18 protein-coding genes are annotated in these 17201 nt (G+C 66.2%); 10 read left to right on the top strand and 8 right to left on the bottom strand.

The features are described 5' to 3' along the window. The first annotated feature begins 61 nt into the window (after positions 1 to 61). Genes AC27VL_RS05610 through AC27VL_RS05590 form a run of 5 tightly spaced genes read left to right on the top strand, consistent with a single transcriptional unit; the run spans position 62 to position 4188 of the window. Positions 62 to 352, top strand: a complete 291-nt coding sequence (locus AC27VL_RS05610) for a DUF4190 domain-containing protein (RefSeq protein WP_025874887.1) — start codon at positions 62 to 64, stop codon at positions 350 to 352. A 7-nt stretch (positions 353 to 359) separates the two neighbouring features. Then, on the top strand, positions 360 to 1130 hold the full coding sequence (locus tag AC27VL_RS05605) for a class I SAM-dependent methyltransferase (RefSeq protein WP_205405632.1): 771 nt from the start codon (positions 360 to 362) through the stop codon (positions 1128 to 1130). Positions 1131 to 1139: 9 nt separating this feature from the next. Then, entirely contained in the window at positions 1140 to 2195 is a 1056-nt protein-coding gene (locus AC27VL_RS05600; RefSeq protein ID WP_488765768.1) for a quinone-dependent dihydroorotate dehydrogenase, read from the top strand. Positions 2196 to 2203: 8 nt separating this feature from the next. Further along, the gene (gene murB / locus AC27VL_RS05595; RefSeq protein ID WP_488765767.1) at positions 2204 to 3268 is read left to right on the top strand and encodes a UDP-N-acetylmuramate dehydrogenase; all 1065 of its coding nucleotides are present in this window, start codon (positions 2204 to 2206) and stop codon (positions 3266 to 3268) included. A 32-nt stretch (positions 3269 to 3300) separates the two neighbouring features. Continuing rightward, complete coding sequence (locus AC27VL_RS05590; RefSeq protein ID WP_100465731.1) at positions 3301 to 4188, top strand: DMT family transporter; 888 nt, start codon at positions 3301 to 3303, stop codon at positions 4186 to 4188. Between the two features lie 571 nt (positions 4189 to 4759). Here AC27VL_RS05590 and AC27VL_RS05585 read toward each other — a convergent pair. The 4 genes from AC27VL_RS05585 to AC27VL_RS05570 form a co-directional block, all read right to left on the bottom strand. Next, a complete protein-coding gene (locus AC27VL_RS05585; RefSeq protein ID WP_488765766.1) occupies positions 4760 to 5767 on the bottom strand; it encodes a phosphotransferase in 1008 nt (335 codons plus the stop codon). A gap of 99 nt (positions 5768 to 5866) precedes the next feature. After that, complete coding sequence (locus tag AC27VL_RS05580) at positions 5867 to 6901, bottom strand: DUF418 domain-containing protein (protein WP_488765765.1); 1035 nt, start codon at positions 6899 to 6901, stop codon at positions 5867 to 5869. Then, positions 6898 to 7488, bottom strand: a complete 591-nt coding sequence (locus AC27VL_RS05575) for a TetR/AcrR family transcriptional regulator (RefSeq protein ID WP_191078945.1) — start codon at positions 7486 to 7488, stop codon at positions 6898 to 6900. Before AC27VL_RS05575 ends, AC27VL_RS05580 begins: the two co-directional genes overlap by 4 nt. 147 nt (positions 7489 to 7635) lie before the next feature. Then, entirely contained in the window at positions 7636 to 8409 is a 774-nt protein-coding gene (locus AC27VL_RS05570) for an APH(3')-II family aminoglycoside O-phosphotransferase (RefSeq protein ID WP_488765827.1), read from the bottom strand. Between the two features lie 101 nt (positions 8410 to 8510). Between AC27VL_RS05570 and AC27VL_RS05565 the strand changes: the two genes are divergently transcribed. Together AC27VL_RS05565 and AC27VL_RS05560 are read left to right on the top strand one after the other, a co-directional pair. Beyond that, positions 8511 to 9227, top strand: a complete 717-nt coding sequence (locus AC27VL_RS05565; protein ID WP_488765764.1) for an SDR family NAD(P)-dependent oxidoreductase — start codon at positions 8511 to 8513, stop codon at positions 9225 to 9227. A gap of 99 nt (positions 9228 to 9326) precedes the next feature. After that, positions 9327 to 11267: an EAL domain-containing protein gene (locus AC27VL_RS05560; protein WP_100552359.1), complete on the top strand. Its 1941-nt coding sequence runs from the start codon at positions 9327 to 9329 to the stop codon at positions 11265 to 11267. Between the two features lie 7 nt (positions 11268 to 11274). Here AC27VL_RS05560 and AC27VL_RS05555 read toward each other — a convergent pair whose 3' ends face one another. Then, positions 11275 to 11934, bottom strand: coding sequence for an O-methyltransferase (locus AC27VL_RS05555; protein ID WP_488765763.1), 660 nt, complete (start codon positions 11932 to 11934; stop codon positions 11275 to 11277). Positions 11935 to 12037: 103 nt separating this feature from the next. Between AC27VL_RS05555 and AC27VL_RS05550 the strand changes: the two genes are divergently transcribed. Further along, on the top strand, positions 12038 to 12670 hold the full coding sequence (locus AC27VL_RS05550; protein WP_428706176.1) for a TetR/AcrR family transcriptional regulator: 633 nt from the start codon (positions 12038 to 12040) through the stop codon (positions 12668 to 12670). 16 nt (positions 12671 to 12686) lie between these two features. Here AC27VL_RS05550 and AC27VL_RS05545 read toward each other — a convergent pair whose 3' ends face one another. Beyond that, complete coding sequence (locus AC27VL_RS05545) at positions 12687 to 13298, bottom strand: TetR/AcrR family transcriptional regulator (RefSeq protein ID WP_488765762.1); 612 nt, start codon at positions 13296 to 13298, stop codon at positions 12687 to 12689. 103 nt (positions 13299 to 13401) lie between these two features. Here AC27VL_RS05545 and AC27VL_RS05540 point away from each other — a divergent pair, with 103 nt between their 5' ends. After that, positions 13402 to 14478, top strand: coding sequence for an MBL fold metallo-hydrolase (locus tag AC27VL_RS05540; RefSeq protein WP_108266033.1), 1077 nt, complete (start codon positions 13402 to 13404; stop codon positions 14476 to 14478). A gap of 21 nt (positions 14479 to 14499) precedes the next feature. Here the strand turns inward: AC27VL_RS05540 and AC27VL_RS05535 are convergent, their stop codons facing one another. Next, on the bottom strand, positions 14500 to 15000 hold the full coding sequence (locus AC27VL_RS05535) for a helix-turn-helix transcriptional regulator (protein ID WP_488765826.1): 501 nt from the start codon (positions 14998 to 15000) through the stop codon (positions 14500 to 14502). 394 nt (positions 15001 to 15394) lie between these two features. After that, positions 15395 to 16192, bottom strand: coding sequence for an NAD(P)H-dependent oxidoreductase (locus AC27VL_RS05530; protein WP_488765760.1), 798 nt, complete (start codon positions 16190 to 16192; stop codon positions 15395 to 15397). A gap of 84 nt (positions 16193 to 16276) precedes the next feature. Between AC27VL_RS05530 and AC27VL_RS05525 the strand changes: the two genes are divergently transcribed. Beyond that, on the top strand, positions 16277 to 17173 hold the full coding sequence (locus tag AC27VL_RS05525) for a LysR family transcriptional regulator (RefSeq protein WP_488765759.1): 897 nt from the start codon (positions 16277 to 16279) through the stop codon (positions 17171 to 17173). Positions 17174 to 17201 lie beyond the last annotated feature (28 nt).

Below are 17201 nucleotides of genomic sequence, written 5' to 3'. Positions count from 1 at the left end.
ACTGCCCATGGGATTGCCGGAGCAGAGGCACTATCATGTCGGCACTGCCACGGAGGACTCGATGAGCGTGCCACCCCGACAGAGCAACGCCTTGGCCGTGGTCAGCCTGATCGCGGGCATCTGCAGCTGGACCGTGCTGCCGGGTGTCGCCGCCCTCGTTGCGATCATCACCGGGCACCTGGCCCGCGCCGAGATCCGCCGCCGTGCTGGCGAACAGGACGGCGATGGCATGGCCCTGGCCGGGCTGATCATGGGCTGGCTCAACATCCTCGCTGCGGTGGGCCTGGTGGCCATCCTGATCTTCGCGATGGTGGCGGCCGGTGCCGACGCCAAACCTGGACTGCGCTGGTGAAAGCACGATGACCTCCCCGGACAGCACTGAACGCTTCAGCAGCCGCGTCGCGGACTATGTCCGCTACCGCCCCGACTATCCGGTCGCGCTGATGGACTGGCTGCATGGCCCCATGGCCGTGGCAACCAGCGCGCTGGTTGCTGACATCGGCGCAGGCACCGGCATCTCCAGCCGGCAGTTCCTGGCCGCCGGCCATCCACTGGTCGCCGTCGAACCCAACGCGGCGATGCGCGCCGCCGCCGAACACTGGCTGGCGCCGCAGTATCCGCAGTTCTCCGCCGTCGATGGCCGCGCCGAGGCCACCGGCCTGGCCGATGCCAGCGTTGACCTGGTCAGTGCCGCGCAGGCTTTCCACTGGTTCGACACCGTGGCCGTGCGCGCCGAGTGGCAGCGCATCCTGCGCCCCGGCGGCCTGGCACTGATCTACTGGAATTCGCGCCTGCTCGATGCCAGCCCGTTCCTGGTCGGCTACGAACAACTGCTGCTGGACTACGGCACCGACTACACCGCGGTGGCCGAACGCTACCAGGACGACGCCACCATGCAGGCCTGGTTCGGCTCCGGCCTGCGCGGCATGGTGCAACTGCCGAACGTGCAGCACCTGGACCTGGACGCCCTGAGCGGACGCCTGCTGTCCTCTTCCTACGCGCCGCAGCCCGGCCATCCGCGCCACGCGCCGATGCTGGCTGCGCTGCAGGACCTGTTCGCCGCCCACGCGGTCGACGGCCAGGTCGCTTTTGAATATCGAACCCGAGCCTTCCTCGGCACGCTGGACTGAAACCAACGCATGTATTCGCTTGCCCGCCCCTTCCTGTTCTCGCTCGACGCCGAACGCGCCCACGGTCTCGGCCTGTCCGCTCTGGACCTGGCCTATCGCACCGGCACCACGCCGCTGGTGGCCGCACGCATCGCGCCGATGCCCAGCACGGTGTTCGGGCTGACGTTCCCCAATCCGGTCGGCCTTGCTGCTGGCCTGGACAAGAATGGCGAGCACATCGATGCGCTGTTCGCGCTGGGTTTCGGCTTCGTGGAGATCGGCACGATCACGCCGCGGCCGCAGGCCGGCAACCCGAAGCCGCGCCTGTTCCGGCTGCCGGCGCACAACGCGATCATCAACCGCATGGGCTTCAACAATGCAGGCGTGGATGCGCTGGTGCGCAACGTCGAACGCGCGCGCAACCGGCGCGGCCTGCTCGGCATCAACATCGGCAAGAACAAGGACACCCCCAACGAACAGGCCGCCGATGATTACATCGCCTGCATGGACAAGGTGTACCCGCTGGCCGACTACATCACCGTCAACATTTCCTCGCCCAATACCGCCGGCCTGCGCGAACTGCAGGAAGAGACCGCACTGCGGCAGCTGGTCAGCCAGCTGCGTGAGCGCCAGGAAGCGCTGGCCGCGCAGCACGGCCGTCGCGTGCCGATGCTGGTCAAGGTGGCCCCGGACCTCAACGAGCGCGACATCGATGCCGCCGCACGTGTACTGGGCGAACTGCAGGTGGACGGTGTGATCGCCACCAACACCACCATCGACCACAGCCGGGTTGCTGGCGATCCGCTGGCCAATGAAGCCGGCGGGCTTTCCGGTGCACCGGTGCTGGAGCAGTCCACCCTGGTGCTGCGCCGCCTGCGCGCGCGCCTGCCCGAATCGCTGCCGCTGGTCGGTGTCGGCGGCATCCTGTCCGGCGCCGACGCCGTGGCCAAGATGGCCGCCGGTGCGGCGCTGGTGCAGTGCTACAGCGGTCTGATCTTCAAGGGCCCGGCGCTGGTCGCCGATTGTGTGGAGGCGATCCGGCGCCGACGCGAGGCGCCCAGCCGCGGCGCGGTGGCACCGCTGTGAGTACCCCCATGGACGACACCAACAACGCTGCAGCCCCGCTGCGCTGGACCCTGACCCGCAACGCACCGCTGCAGGCCCTGAACACCTTCCACGTACAGGCCAGCGCCGCGCAGTTGCTGGAACTGCACGATGCCGCGCTGCTGCCGGAGGTCCTGGCCCTGCCGGACGTGGCCGACGGCCCGCTGCTGGTGCTCGGCAGCGGCAGCAACGTGCTGATCGCCGACGACCTGCCCGGCACCGTGCTGGTGTTCGGCAACCGCGAAATCACTTTCCTTGAACACCGTGCGGACCACGCCGTGATCCGCGCCGGAGCCGGCGTGTCCTGGCACGGGCTGGTGATGTGGTCGCTGCAGGAAGGCCTGTCCGGGCTGGAAAACCTGGCGCTGATTCCCGGCACGGCCGGTGCGTCGCCGATCCAGAACATCGGCGCCTATGGCGCCCAGGTCGGCGAGTTCATCCAGACCGTGGAGGCCTGGGACTGCCAGGAAAAGACCTGGGTACGGCTGGACAACGAACAGTGTGGCTTCGCCTACCGCGACAGCGTGTTCAAGCAGCAGCCGGACCGCTACCTGATCACCGCCATTGAACTGAAGCTGCCTCTGCTGCATGACCTGCGCATGGGCTACGCCGGCATCCGCGAAGAACTGCAGGCACAGGGCGTGGAACTGCCCAGCGCTGTGGACGTCGCCAATGCGGTGATCGCGATCCGTCGCCGCAAGTTGCCCGACCCGGATGTGCTGGGCAATGCAGGCAGCTTCTTCAAGAACCCGGTGCTGCCGCTGGAACAGGTGGAAGTGCTGCTGCAGCACTTCCCCGAGCTGCCGGTGTTCCCCGCAGACCGTGACGACCGCCGCAAGGTCTCGGCCGCATGGATGATCGAATCCTGCGGCTGGAAGGGGTTCCGCGAGGGTGATGCCGGCGTTGCCGCCAGCCATGCGCTGGTACTGGTCAACCACGGCAACGCCAGCGGCACCGAACTATTGGCACTGGCGCGGCGGATCTCCGCCTCGGTACTGGAGAAATTCGGCGTGCCGATCGAACCGGAGCCCCGCCTGCTCGGCGCACAGTGGTGAGCACACCGGCCCTACCCGCCAGCGCCACCCCGTTGCGGGCGGCGCTGCTGATGCTCGGCAGCACCATGGCGTTCGGCCTGATGGCGGTGGCGATCCGCTATGCCACCCGCTACGTGCCGACCCAGGAAGTGGCGTTCTTCCGCAATGCCTTCGGCCTGCTTGCGCTGCTGCCGATGCTGCTGCGCCCGGGCCATGCGCCATTGAAGACCCAGCAGCTGCCGCGCTATTTCGTCCGCAGCGCGATCGGCCTGGGGTCGATGCTGTGCGCGTTCTGGGCACTGGGGCACCTGCCGCTGGCGCAGGCCGTTTCGCTGTCCTACTCCACCCCGTTGTTCGTCACCATCGCTGCGGTGCTGTGGCTGGGCGAAAAGGTCCGCGTACGGCGCTGGGCGGCGGTGGTGGTCGGTTTCATCGGCGTGCTGGTGATCGTGCGGCCGGGCACCGCCGGCTTCACGTCCGGCAGCCTGATCGCCGTGGCCGCCGCCGTGCTCAGCTCGCTGGTAGCGATCCAGATCAAGCAGCTCACCCGCATCGACAGCGCCGACACCGTGGTGCTCTACACCTACGTATTCTGGGTGCCGCTGTCACTGATACCGGCGTTGTTCGTCTGGGTCTGGCCCGCAGGCATCGCCTGGGTCTGGCTGCTGGCCACCGGCGTGCTGGGTACCATCGGCCAGTTGCTGTGGACGCGTGCATTGCGCCTGGGCGAAGTCTCCGCGCTGACCCCGATCAGCTTCCTGCAGTTGCCGCTGGTGACCTTGTGCGGCTGGCTGCTGTTCGCCGAGACGGTTGATCGCTGGACGATCATTGGCGCCGGCATCATCCTCGCCGCCAACGCCTACATCGCCCATCGCGAAGCGGTGCTGTCACGGCGTGCAGCGAGCGTCGCCGCGAGCGCGGCTGCCAAGCCGGCAGAGTAAGGGTTCCGGCCGGGCTGCGCCCGGCACCTGCAGAGGCCGGAGCAACGGCAACAGCAACAGCCGAAGCAACTTCAACAGCGGCATTCCGTGGGATGGCGGGTTGGTGTCGGATTGCGGGGACGCCGTGAATCCGTCCATGGAGGCTTGGCAGCCGCATCCATGCGGCTGACACCCCGCAATCCGACACCACCCCACCTCTGACAGATCTCCGCGATCTGGTAGATCCACGCCATGCGTGGATGAATCTCCATCGAAATCGAATATTTCGACAATTGAATGAAGAGCATCCACGCATGGCGTGGATCTACGTGTCGACCAAGGTCGACACCCACCAACAGCAGCAGAAATCTGTCGAAGGCGGGGTGGGTCCGGTTGCGGGGGTGTAAGCGCCATGGATGGCGCGCCCAAGCCTACAGGGACGTATTTACGGCGTCCCCCGCAACCGGACCCACCCCGCCCTCCCACGGAACGCCCGCGGTTGCTGTTGCTTCGGCAGTTGCTGTTGTTGCTGCGGTTGCCGGCCAGCGGCCGGCACTACCGCAGGGTGCCTGGCGCAGCCCGGCCGCACCCCCTACAGCACCCGATACGCGCGCTCGGCCGCATCGAATACATTGCCCGGCGCGAACTGCTCGCCCAGGTAATGCAGCGACTGCCGGTGCTGCTGCAGCGAGCGCTGCGCCGCGCCGGGCCCCAACAGCATCTGCTCGAACTCGATCAGGTCCTGCAGGATGCGCCAGTGCCGGTACCACGCAATCCAGCGCGGATCGCCGAGGTCGTCGCCATATCCCTCGGCAAAGCCCAGCGGATGCTCGCGCCCCCAACGGCCTCCCACCGCAGCACCAACGAACATCAGGTCGCGCTCGCGCGGGGCCAGTGCCAGGCCGTCCCAGTCGATCAGGTGCAGCGCGTCGTCCTGTCCCATCAGCAGGTTGCCAGCGTGCAGGTCGGTGTGGCACAGGCACAGCGCGGGTGCTTCGTCCTGCAACGCACGACGCAGTGCTTCGGCACGCTCGTGAAGTTCCGCGATACGCGGCCGCTGCTGCTGCCACAGCGCCAGGAATGCACTGCCGGATCGATCCTGCGCCTGCGCCAGCGTTGCGGGATCCTGCAACCACGTCCCCACCGTATCGACGGCCGCGGTTTCAAGCCGCAGCGTCGGCAAAGCCTGGCGCAGCGCCGTCGGAATCTCCGCCTCATGCAGGCGCCGCAGCACCTCGCCCAGCCGGCGCCATTGCGCACGGCTCAGCGGGGCCTCGAAGCCCGATTGCCCTTCGATATAGGGGAACAACGTGAACTGCAGGCCCCAGCGCTGCACCGAGGCACCGCCGGTCAATGCCGGCCAGGGCGCAACGATCTCTTCGATGCCCAACGTGCCACGCAGCCAATGCAGGCTGTCCCAGACCGCTGGGGCAACCTGATAGTTGCGGCACTTCAACCACCAGTGGTCGTGGCGGGCATCGATGCGGAAGACGCACGCGTTGGCGTCGGCACCCACCGGACGCGGCACCACCGCTGTCGCGTTGATGTCGTAGGACTGCTGCAGGACCTCAACGATCTGCTGCGCCGAAGCGAATGACATGGATGCAGGCGTGCTTTGGTGACGACACCTACTATCGCAGATGACCCTGCATCCGCACAGGCTAACGGGTCACAACATCGGTGTCCTGCGACAAAAGAACTAGCCGGCGACGCGTCGCATGACCGCTTCCAGCGGACCACGTGCGAACTGCCACGACCACAACCAGGCTGCTGCGGTAGCCAGCATCACGAACAGCAATGCGGACATCAACACCCACGACAGGCTGGCGCTTCCGTCCAGCAGGCCGAGCGATTCCAGCACGCCCATGCCAATCAGGATGTGCGCCACGTACAGGCTCAGCGTCATCCGTCCGGCCGCAGTGAACGGCTCCAGCCAATCGCCGGGATGCAGGCGCACCAGCCACAGGCACGCGGCGATCAGTGCACACGCCGCGCCTGCGCCGGTCAGCAGATACGCCGGACCGGGCGGCATCGGCTGCGTCGCCAGCCACAGCTGCCACGCCGTGCCGTGGCCCCACTGCTGCAACGCCTGGCCGGCGCCCATCAACAACAGGCCGAGCAGCAGCAGGGCGCGCTGCACCCGTGGCTGCGACAGCGGCAGCCGCGCCAGCAGCATGCCGAGCAGGAAGAAGCACAGCCACGGCAACACGGGATGGAAACCGTTGAACAGCAGGTTGCGCATCGCACCCGGCCATTGCCACAGACCTTCGTAAGCCAGCGTCTGCCAGTTCCATCCCTGGCTGTAGTCCCAGCGCAGCAGGGCCCAGAACGAGACCGTCGCCAGAGCAACCATGCTGCCGAGCAGAACACGAGGCGAGGCGCGCAGCCACAGCACCGCCACCGCGAAGTACGCCGCGTAGTAGTGCAGGATATCGGCGGGAAACACGGTCAGGTTGAGCAGACCGAGTACGGCCAGGAACACTGCCCGCCGCCAGGTCTGCATGCTCGCCTGCCACCACGCTTGTCGCTGCGTGGCCAGCATCAACCCCACCCCGGCCAGCGTCACGAAGGTTGCCGAGGCCTTGCCTTCCAGCAGATGGAAAAATCCAGCAAGCACCCCGCCACCGTCGGCTTCAACGGCCATCGCCAGACGGAAGTTGACCAGCACCATGCCGGCCAGCGCGAGATAGCGTGCGAGGTCCAGCCCATGCAACCGTCGATCGTCGCTGCTCACGAACGCCCCCCAAGCAGCGCTGCCAGCAGGCCGGGATCAAGCACGTCGGCATCCGCCTCGCGCGCCTCGCCCAACCCCTGCCGCAGCGCATCGCTTTCAATCGCATCCAGCAATACCTGTGCCTGCAGCGCGGCCGCCAGTGCCGGGCGCCGGCGCTCACGCCGCGCAACCTCCTGCAGGGCCTCGGCCAGACCGCGCTGCAACTGCGCGCGGTTGCCCGCAAATGCCGCCGCCACCGCCGGATTGCGCGCGCTCTCGGCCAGCACTTCCACACTCAGCAGCGCCCATTCCGGCTGCCGGCACAGGGCATGGAAATCCTGCAGGAACACCTGCACCTGCGCACGTTCGCCATTGCAGTCCGTCAAGCGTTGCAACAGGGGCTGCAGCTCATCCTGTTCGACTTCGGCCGTGGCCAGGATCAGCGCCTCCTTGCCGGGAAAGTGGTTGTAGAGATTGCCCAGACTGACGCCGGCCGCCTGCGCGATGTCGCGCATGCTGGTCTGGTGGAAGCCTTTCACCAGAAAACACTGCAGGGCAGCCTGCAGGATCTGCGAGGCACGCTGTTCGTTGCGGTCGGTACGGTTCATGCGGCAAACAATGAACGAACGTTCGTCCTTTTAAAAGATCCACCGAGGCTATCGGCCAGTCGCCGTTCAGGCCGCTGCGCTTGACCTCAACCGCTGTTGAGGGCCGATCCTGACGCGCCATGCAACACCAGCGGACTGCGCATGCTCCTAGAAAAACTCGTCCAGCAGGCGGTAATAGGCCAGCCGATCCTCATCGGCACGGATGCCATAACGGGCAAGCAGTGGCGCGACCCAGCGGGTGTCGCCGTAGTTGTGGACCAGGCTGCGAGCGGCCAACGCCAGGTCCTGGCAACGATCAGCCACGCCCAGCCGGCCGCAATCGATGAAGCCGCTGAAGCGGCCGTCGACCGCCAGCAGATTCGGCAGGCACGCATCGCCGTGCGCTACCACCAGATACTCATCCGCCGGACGGGTTGCCAGCAGTTCGGCATAGACCTGTTCCGCGCTCTTGCCCAGGCGCTCATCGTCGAAATCATCCGCATCGATCTGCCCCGCGGCAACGCGCGCGGCTACCGCTGGCAGGCGCGAAGCGAGGCGATGATCGAACGGGCAAGCGGCGACCGGCAGCGCATGCAGATCGCGCAGCGCATCGGCCAGCAGCACGACCACCTGTGTGGGCTGCAGCGTCGGCGACGATGCCAGGTCATGGCCGGGCAACGCGCTCATCAGCAGCCAGCGCCGACCACCCTCCTCCGCCGTATCCAGCACCTTGGGCGCCGGCTGTCCCTGTGCCCGCAGCCAGCGCAGACGAAGGATCTCGCCATCCAGCTCGCTGAAGGCATCGATCACTTCCGATTTCAGGAACGCATCCGGCAACCCCGGGCGTCGCACCCGCGCTACATCAGCGCGCGACACGCCGATGCTCTGCATCTCGATCTCTGCATCGCGCAGCGCGATGCACCACTGCGACGGCAAGGGCATGACACCGCCATCGCTCGATCCTGCTTCCATCTCCACCGCTCCGGCCCCGGTCACAGCCTGGATTCTCTCCGAAGCGGACACTTCACAGCAAAGGACATCGCATGAAACTCATGGTCATCGGCGCCAGCAAAGGCCTCGGCCGCGCCTTCGTGGAAGGCCTCTGCCAGCCCGGCGATACCGTCATCGGTGTGTCGCGTACACGCCCCACGCAGCTGGACTGCGGCAAGGGCGTGGACCTGCACTGGATTGAAGCAGACCTGAGCCAGCCGGCACGGGCGGCCGCCAGCATCGCAGCGCAGGCGCCGCCGGATCTCGATGTGCTCATCCACAATCTCGGCATCTGGGAGGAGACCGCATTCAGTGACGACTACGATTTCCTCAACGAAAGTGACAGCGCGCTGGCGCAGCTGGTGGACGTCAACATCACCGCCACCCTGCTGCTGCTCAAGCAGCTGCTGCCGCGCGTGCTCGGCGGACGCCGCCCGCAGCTGGTGTTGACCGGCTCAACCTCGGCGCTACCGCGCAGTGGCCACCCCGAGGTGGCCTTTGGCGCGTCCAAGTTCGCGCTCAACGGCATCGCCGATGCCCTGCGCGAAGGCTTCCGCCAGCAGCGGCTGGCCGTGACGACGCTGCAGCTGGGCTACCTCAATACCGACGATGCACTGTCGGTGCCCCTGCAGCAGGCCGCCGCACGCGGCAATGGCGAGTACGTGCCGGTGCACGACGTGGTGGCGATGGTGCGCGCCCTGCTGCAGCTCTCGCCCTCCAGTTTCGTCCGCGAGCTGGTACTGCCTGCGATCGCCGATCCACGTTACTGACGCTCAGCACGCGCTGGCATCCCCGGTTTGGCCGCACACGCGGCCGTGGTTTACCCTGCGGCAACTGGCAGTTGGCCGCACACAGGACCGGCTATGGCTATGGATGCGCTATCAAGGGTTTCGACCCGGATCCTGGACAGCGCCCTGCCCAGCCTGCCGCTGTACCTGCTGCAGGCCACCGCAGTGATCGGCATGATCGGCGTGTTCCTGATCGCCACCCGCCGCCAAGGTCAAGCCATCGAAGGGCGCCGCGTCTACATCGGCGCGATTCTTGGCCTGATCTATCTGTTCAACTCCTGGTTCGTGGCCGGCTACGCGCAAGGCGTGGTCAAGCTCAACCTCGGCATCGACATCCTGCTGATCAGCGGCCTGCTGGGCGGCTGGCGGGGCGGCGTCACCTGCCTGCTGGCCAGCCTGCTGGCGCGCTATCAGTTCTCCGGCACCCAGTATTTCCTGCCCGCCGGCCTGGAAGCGGCGCTGCAGGTGCTTGCAGGCATCTGGCTGCGTGGGCGGATGTACCCGCATATGCTCACCCACCTCTCGCTGCGGTTGATCCTGCAGGCCTGGGGGGTGCGCATTGCGGTGACCCTGCTTGGCCTGGCGCTGGGCGTGGCGATCATCGGCAGCGCGCAGCTGCCCTTGCTGGAGCTGGCCACCCAGCGGGTGCTGGCCCTGCCGGTGTCGCTGCTGGTGCTGGCGGCGGTATTCGCACTGGTCTACAACGACGCGCAGATCGATGCCCAGCGCCAACGTGAACATGCCTGGATGCGCATCGATCCGATCAGTGGCCTGCCCAACCTGCGCGCCCTCGACGAGCGTCTGCAACGCCACTGGCGCAGCAGCGAAGACCGTGGCAACGCGTGCCTGATCGTGACCGAGATGGGCAACCTGCAGGATCTGCTGCTGCGCTATGGCTCCCTGAATGACAGCGGCCTGTGGAACCCACACACTGCCGAAGCCGTGCGCCGTACCCTGCTGCATGCAAGGCCGGCCGGCACGATGGAGGTCTATCAGTTCGGAGACAACGCGCTGGCGATCCTGCTGTTCGACGCAAGCCTTGCCGATCTCCGCGCGGATGCCGAGCTGCCTGCGTTGGCCGACCGCCTGTCCACGGTGATCGGCGATGACTGGCCGGGCTTCCGCCCGGTGTTCCGCTGTGCGGTGGTCGAGCTGACCCCACCCATGCACGACGACAACTCCATCCCGTTCCGCGCCGTCACCCTGGCCTTGAACACGATCGAATCCGGCGTGGTGTTCTTCGACGATCCCATCCAGCGCGACAGCGAGGTGGATGCACTGATCGAGACCGCGCTTGACCACTGGCTGCGGCACGCCGATGCACCGCTGTATTACCAGCCCAAGTTCCGCCTGCATGACCGCCACCTGGTCGGCGCCGAAGCGCTGTTGCGGATGCGCGATGGCGATGGTCACCTGATTGCGCCGATGCGGGTGGTTTCACTGCTGCGCCGCCGCGGCCGTCTGGCCGAACTGGAATGGGCCACGCTGCAGGCGGCCACCGCCTTCCTTGGCCACTGCCGGGATGACGGGCACACGCTGACGATCGCGGTAAACGTGTCCGCCGAATCGCTGCGCCAACCCGGCTTCGGCGTGCGGCTGTGCACCTTGCTGGAGCAGCAACGCATACCCGGCGCAATGTTGCGGCTGGAGATCGTCGAGTGGACCGAGATCGTCGAGCGCGACGTCGTCGACGCCAACGTCGTGGTTCTATTGGCCGCCGGCATGAGCCTGTCACTGGACGATTTCGGCGCCGGCTACTCGACGCTGATCCTGCTGTCGCAGCTGTCGGTGGCCGAGGTCAAGATCGAACGGGCGCTGATCGCCACGTTGGCCGATGCCAAGTCGCAGTCCATCGTCCGTTTCATCGTGGAGGTGGCGCACCGCTGCGGTGCCATCGTCGTCGCCGAAGGCACCGAAACCACGGCACAGGAACAACTGCTGCGTGCGCTGGGAGTGGATGTCGGCCAAGGCTATCTGTATGCACACGCCCTGCCGCCGGAACAGTTCCGGCAGCTGGCATGAGCATCTCTCAGGCGAGGCGCACCGACACTTCCACATCCTCGGCGAACGGCACCGACAGATAGCCGGCGCTGCCCGAGCGCATGCGCTGCTGGTAGCGCGGGCTGTCGTCTGCATTGTCGGCCACCACCAGCGCGCCCGGACGCAGCCGCTCCTGCAGCAGGTCCAGCACATCGTCGTACAGCACCTTGGCGCCATCGAGCAGCACCAGATCGATGGTATCGGGCAAGTCCACTGCCAGGGTCTCCAGTGCATCGCCCACACGGATCTCCACCAGGTCGTCCAGACCCGCTTCACGCAGGTGGCCGGCGGCACGCCGTGCCTTCTCCGGCTCGAATTCGGTGGTGATCAGGCGGCCGCCGCCGTTGTCACGCAACGCAGCGGCCAGATGAATGCTGGAGATGCCAAACGACGTACCGAACTCGACGATGGTACGGGCACCGCTGCTGCGCGCCAGCAGGTACAGCAGGTTGCCGGTTTCCTGCGACACCGGCAGCCACAGGTCCTTCAGCAGCTCGCCGTACAGGCGCCGGTATTCGGTACGGCTGCCGAGCAGTCGCTGCCGCTCTTCGGCGGAAACAGCGGTCAAGGCCGGGCTGAGCGCGCTGTCGGCTTCGGTGAACAGGCGCGCCAGCAGGGGCGCAACCGGGGCGGAGATCAGGGTGGACATGGACGGGTGTTCCTTTCGGCGGCGGGGTTAGAATGCGAATGATTCGTCGCAATCAAGAATACGGACGATCCCCCGTTCCGCCTATTCGCATTGGAAAACCGCCATGTCCGAGCGCCGCCCGCCACAGATTTCCTCGAGAAAACAGCCTCGCCAGTCACGATCGAACGACCTGGTCGCGGCCATCCTCGAAGCCGCTGCTCAGGTTTTGAAGCATGAAGGTGCTCCTCGGTTCACCACCGCGCGAGTGGCCGAACGCGCCGGCGTCAGCGTCGGTTCGCTGTACCAGTACTTTCCCAACAAGGCAGCAATCCTGTTCCGTCTGCAGCGCGATGAGTGGCAGCAGACCGGCGCGATGCTGCGCGACATCCTGCAGGACACACGGCAACCGCACCTGCAGCGCCTGCGCACGTTGGTGCATGCCTTCATCGTGTCGGAATGCGAGGAAGCGCAGACCCGTGGCGCGTTGAACGATGCCGCGCCGCTGTACCGCGATGCGCCGGAAGCGCAGGAAGCACGCAGCGAGTCCGACGATGCGATGCTCGCGTTCATGGCCGAAGTGCTGCCGCAGGCCTCGGTGGGCACGCGCCAGCTGGCGGTTGATCTGATCGACACCACGCTGGGTGCCACCGGCCGCGAATTCTCCAGTGAACCGCGCACCGCAGCGCAGATACGCACTTACTCCGATGCGGTGGCCGACATGTTCTGCGCTTACCTCCGGCATCTGGGCGCGCACTGATCGCGCAGGCCGAGCTCTACACCGCGTAGAAACCGAGGAACATGGCCACCGCCGACTCGGCCACGCGCGTGCGCTCGGCCGGTGCCAGCGGCGCCTGACCCATCGTCACCTGCGGCCAGAACGCGAAGCTCTTCACCAGCCCCTGCAGCTGATGGCCGGCAAATTCCGGATCGACCTCGCGCAGCCGCCCATCGGCAATCGCCGCACGGATCCACGCGCTGACGCCACTCTCCTTCTCGCCCATGCGGCAGACGATCGCCTGCGCACGCTCGGGCGAATGGATGATCTCGGCCATCGCCACCCGCGCCAGATCGATGAAGTTGGCATCGCCCAGCAGGTCCAGTTTCTGCCGCAGCAGCTGCAGCAGCTGCACCTCCAGCGACTGGTCGGCGCGGTATGGCAGCTCGACGCTGGCCACGCTGCTGTGCCACAGCTCTTCCAGGATCAGCGCGAACAGTTCTTCCTTGCTCGGGAAGTGGTTGTAGACGGTGCGCTTGGAGACGCCAGCCACCGCCGCGATGCGATCCATGCTGGTCGCCTCGTAGCCGGCTGACCGGAACTCCTCCACCGCCGCGCGGACGATGGCCTCGCGTTTGCGGTCGGTAAGGCGTTGCGGGGCAAGGGACATGGCGGGACCAGACAGCTGAACGGATGCCCCCATTTTACACCCGGCAGTGTACTTTCCAGAAATCGGAAACTACACTGTGCAGTGTACCCTGCGGACGTCACCCATGAAGCGCCTGCTCCTTGTCCTCCTGCTCGGAATCCTCGCCGTGACCGCCTATACCTTCTGCAAATCCTGGTCCCTCCCCGACTTCCCCGATTCGCCGCAGTACCGCGAAGGCAAGTTCCGCAATGCCCTGCCGAAGCCGGCAATGGGCCTGCGCGATGGCCTGGAGATCTGGTGGACCTTCCTGTTCAACAAGCCCAAGGGCACCGTGCCCAACCACCCCATTCCGGTGCAGACGCTGGACCGCGCCACGCTGGACGCAGCGCCTGACCGCAGCCTGTTCCGGCTCGGCCATTCGACGATCCTGCTGAAGCTGCGCGGCCAGTACTGGCTGACCGATCCGGTGTTCTCCGAACGCGCATCACCGGTGCAATGGATGGGCCCGGCGCGCTTCCATGCACCGCCGATCAGCATCGACGAACTGCCGCCGATTGCCGGCGTCATCCTCTCGCACAATCACTACGACCACCTCGACCACGCGGCCGTGATGAAGCTGGCCGGCAAGACCGCGCGCTTCATCGCGCCGCTGGGTGTGGGCGACCAGCTGATTGCCTGGGGCGTGGATGCGGCCAAGGTCGAACAGCTGGACTGGTGGCAGTCCACCGAAGCCGCTGGCCTGCGCCTGACCGCGACACCCGGCCAGCATTTCTCCGGCCGCGGCCTGGGTGACAGCGATCGCAGCCTGTGGGCCTCGTGGGTGATCCAGGACGGCGACTTCCGCATCTTCTTCAGCGGCGACACCGGCTACTTCGATGGCTTCAAGGCCATCGGCGAGAAGTACGGTCCGTTCGACCTGACGATGATCGAAACCGGCGCCTACGATCAGCGCTGGGCGTTCGTGCACATGCAGCCCGAACAGACCCTGCAGGCGCACCTGGACCTGCGCGGCAAGTGGCTGCTGCCGATCCACAACGGCACCTTCGACCTGGCCCTGCACGAGTGGCAGCAGCCGTTCGAACGCATCAGCGCATTGGCTGCGGCGAAGAACGTGCCGGTGGCCACGCCGATGATGGGCGAGGCACTGGACATGCAGGCACCGACCGCGGGAACGCGCTGGTGGGAGCGGGTGGAACTGTAACGGCCTGTCGCGCAGCGACCCTCAGCCGGGATGGCTAACCAGCCGTTCCTGCTCCTTCGCCACATTGATCTGAAGCGCCGCAGCAGCGAGCTCCGCCAGCTCGCTGCTGACCTTCTGGCTGCCGCGCGCCTGCATCCACGAAAGAATATCGGCCAGGTGCCAGATCGACGCGCTGCCTTCGTGCACCGGTGCCGGAAACGTCTGCGGGTGCGCGAGCAGCAACTTGCGCATGTTCTGCCGTGACATGCCCAGCAGATCAGCAACATCCGTCAGACCCACCAGATCGGGACTGACTTCGATCAGCTCTGCATCGGGTACGGCACGCTGGACGTCTGCCAGCGCGGAGCGCATCGCCTCAGCGGCACTGCTCGCCTCACGACAGAATTCCAGCGCCAGCCTGCCCGGCCTGCCAATGCCCAGCAGCGCATCATCACAGCCGGCATCGGCAAGGCGTTGCTCAAGCGAGCCAGCGTCGGTACCTGAATCCGCCAGACGATATTTGAGAATGAAGGTGAATTCCATCATCTACGTGTCCTTGGGAGGATGCCGGGTGCGTCATCGCTCACGGCTGCAGTTCTCGACAACGCGACACAAGGCTCGCGCATGGTTCAAGGCATTCCGGGGCGTGCTCCATATGCTCACCACACAGAATTCGCCACATCGGCAGTCCTTGTCGTTGTAGGGACAGTACATTCGTCCCCAGGCATGACTGCCGCCGATCCGCAGCCACCATCCACGCGACTCGGCGAAACGGAAGGCAGCTTCAATGTCTTTGTCTGGATGGCGCGAACGAGGGCATTCCCTTCCCTCGGAGGCTGGATACGATCGCAACGGTTGTCAAGTGACAACCCATGGTGAGTGCGACCAGTCGATTCGACCCTACAGCCTCTCCGCCATGGATCCGGAGCCATCCGCGTCAGTGATCCGGGCGTACCTGTTTCTGCAGGTGAATTCCCAACCCATTCTCCTTCGCCGAGATTCCAGGCCGCAGCTCCAGCGACGGGATCAGATAATCACCGCCGTTCTGCCGCCGGTAGGCAATCACCGGATCGCTCGCCAGCCCATCCAGCCGCGCACCCAGACCTTCCAGCACGGCAGGCAGCGACGCCTCATCGATACGACTGCTGCGATAGATCACATGCGCGGGCAGCACGTCAAAGCCGGGATAGAACAGGATGCCGTGCTGGATCGGGAACAGCACATCGTCGATCGGCCCATTGATACCGCGCGGACCGTAATGCGACTCCCAGCCGCCGGTGGTCACCACCAGCATCGCGCGCTTGCCGGACATCGCGCCCTCGCCATAGCGGTCGCCCCAGTGCCGATCGGAATGCTCGCCGACGCCATACGCAAAACCATAGGCGTACACGCGGTCCACCCACCCCTTGAGGATGGCCGGCATCGAGAACCACCACAGCGGGAACTGCAGGATCACCGCGTCGGCCCAGCGCAGTTTTTCCTGCTCGGCGGCGATGTCTGCACTCTGACGGCCGGTCCTGAAGGCTTCGCGAGAATCCAGTGAAGCGTGGAACGGCAGGGAAGGATCCCGCCCGATGTGATCGTCGGCATCGATCTGCGCCTTCCATTGCATGGCATGCAGATCGGACACCTGCACGGTGTGGCCGGCACGTTGCAGGCGCTCGACCGTGAAGGCCTTCAGGGTGCCGTTGAGCGAAGTGGGTTCGGGGTGGGCGTAGACAAGCAGGACGTTCATGGTGGTACCAGGGAGGGGTTGCCGGCCACGTTAGGCGTCCCCGCGCTATAGTTGAAATGAATTCCTGCAATCCCCAGCATTGCCATGGACAATACTCTGCGCCGTATCGACCTCAACCTGTTGGTGACCCTGCAGGCCTTGCTGGAAGAGCAGAACGTCACCCGCGCGGCCGAGCGCCTGCATCTGGCCCAGCCCACCGTCAGCGTGCAGCTGGCGCGCCTGCGCGACCTGTTCGATGATCCACTGCTGCTGCCTGGGCCACGCGGCATGCGTGCCACCGCGCGGGCCGAGGCACTGCGAGAGCCGCTGGCCGAGGCACTGGCCGCAGTGCAGCGCGCGGTCGCGCCGGTACAGGCGTTCGATCCTGCCCAGGCCACGCAGACCTGGCGGATCATGGCGTCAGACTTCGGCGAAACCACGATCGTCCTGCCGGCGTTGGCCGACCTGCGCCAGCGTGCACCCGGCACCCGCATTGCGGTCGTCAGCCTGGCACCAGCGCAGATGGTGGCGCAGAGCGAACGCGGCGAGATCGATCTCGCGCTCCACATCACCTCCGACGCGCCTCCCTCGCTGCATCATCGCCCGCTGTTCCAGGAGCGCTACGTACTGGCCGGGCGCCGCGATCATCCACGACTCAAGCGGCGGCCGACGCTGAAGCAGTTCTGCGCACTGGACCATGTGATCGTGTCACCGGATGGCGGCGGCTTCCATGGCGGCACCGACAGCGCGTTGGCGCATGCCGGCGCGCGTCGCAACGTGGTGCTGTCGGTGCCGCACTTCCTGTTCCTGCGCAGCGTGCTGCTGCGCACGGATCTGGTGGCGATGATGCCGTCGCGCTTGGTCGCGCAGGACCCGGCCTTGAAGGCCGTTGAAGCGCCCCTCGATGTGCCGGGGTTCGAGATGGTGATGCTCTGGCATGAGCGCGTGCATCGCGATCCGGCGCATCGATGGTTGCGCGAGCGGATCTGTGCGCATTCATGAAACGTCGGGCTGGAGCATGTCCGGGAAA

Source organism: Stenotrophomonas sp. 14P6.2.3 (genome assembly GCF_057799055.1).
Note: the sequence above shows the minus strand (reverse complement) of the source record. Positions and strands in the feature narration are given on the sequence as shown.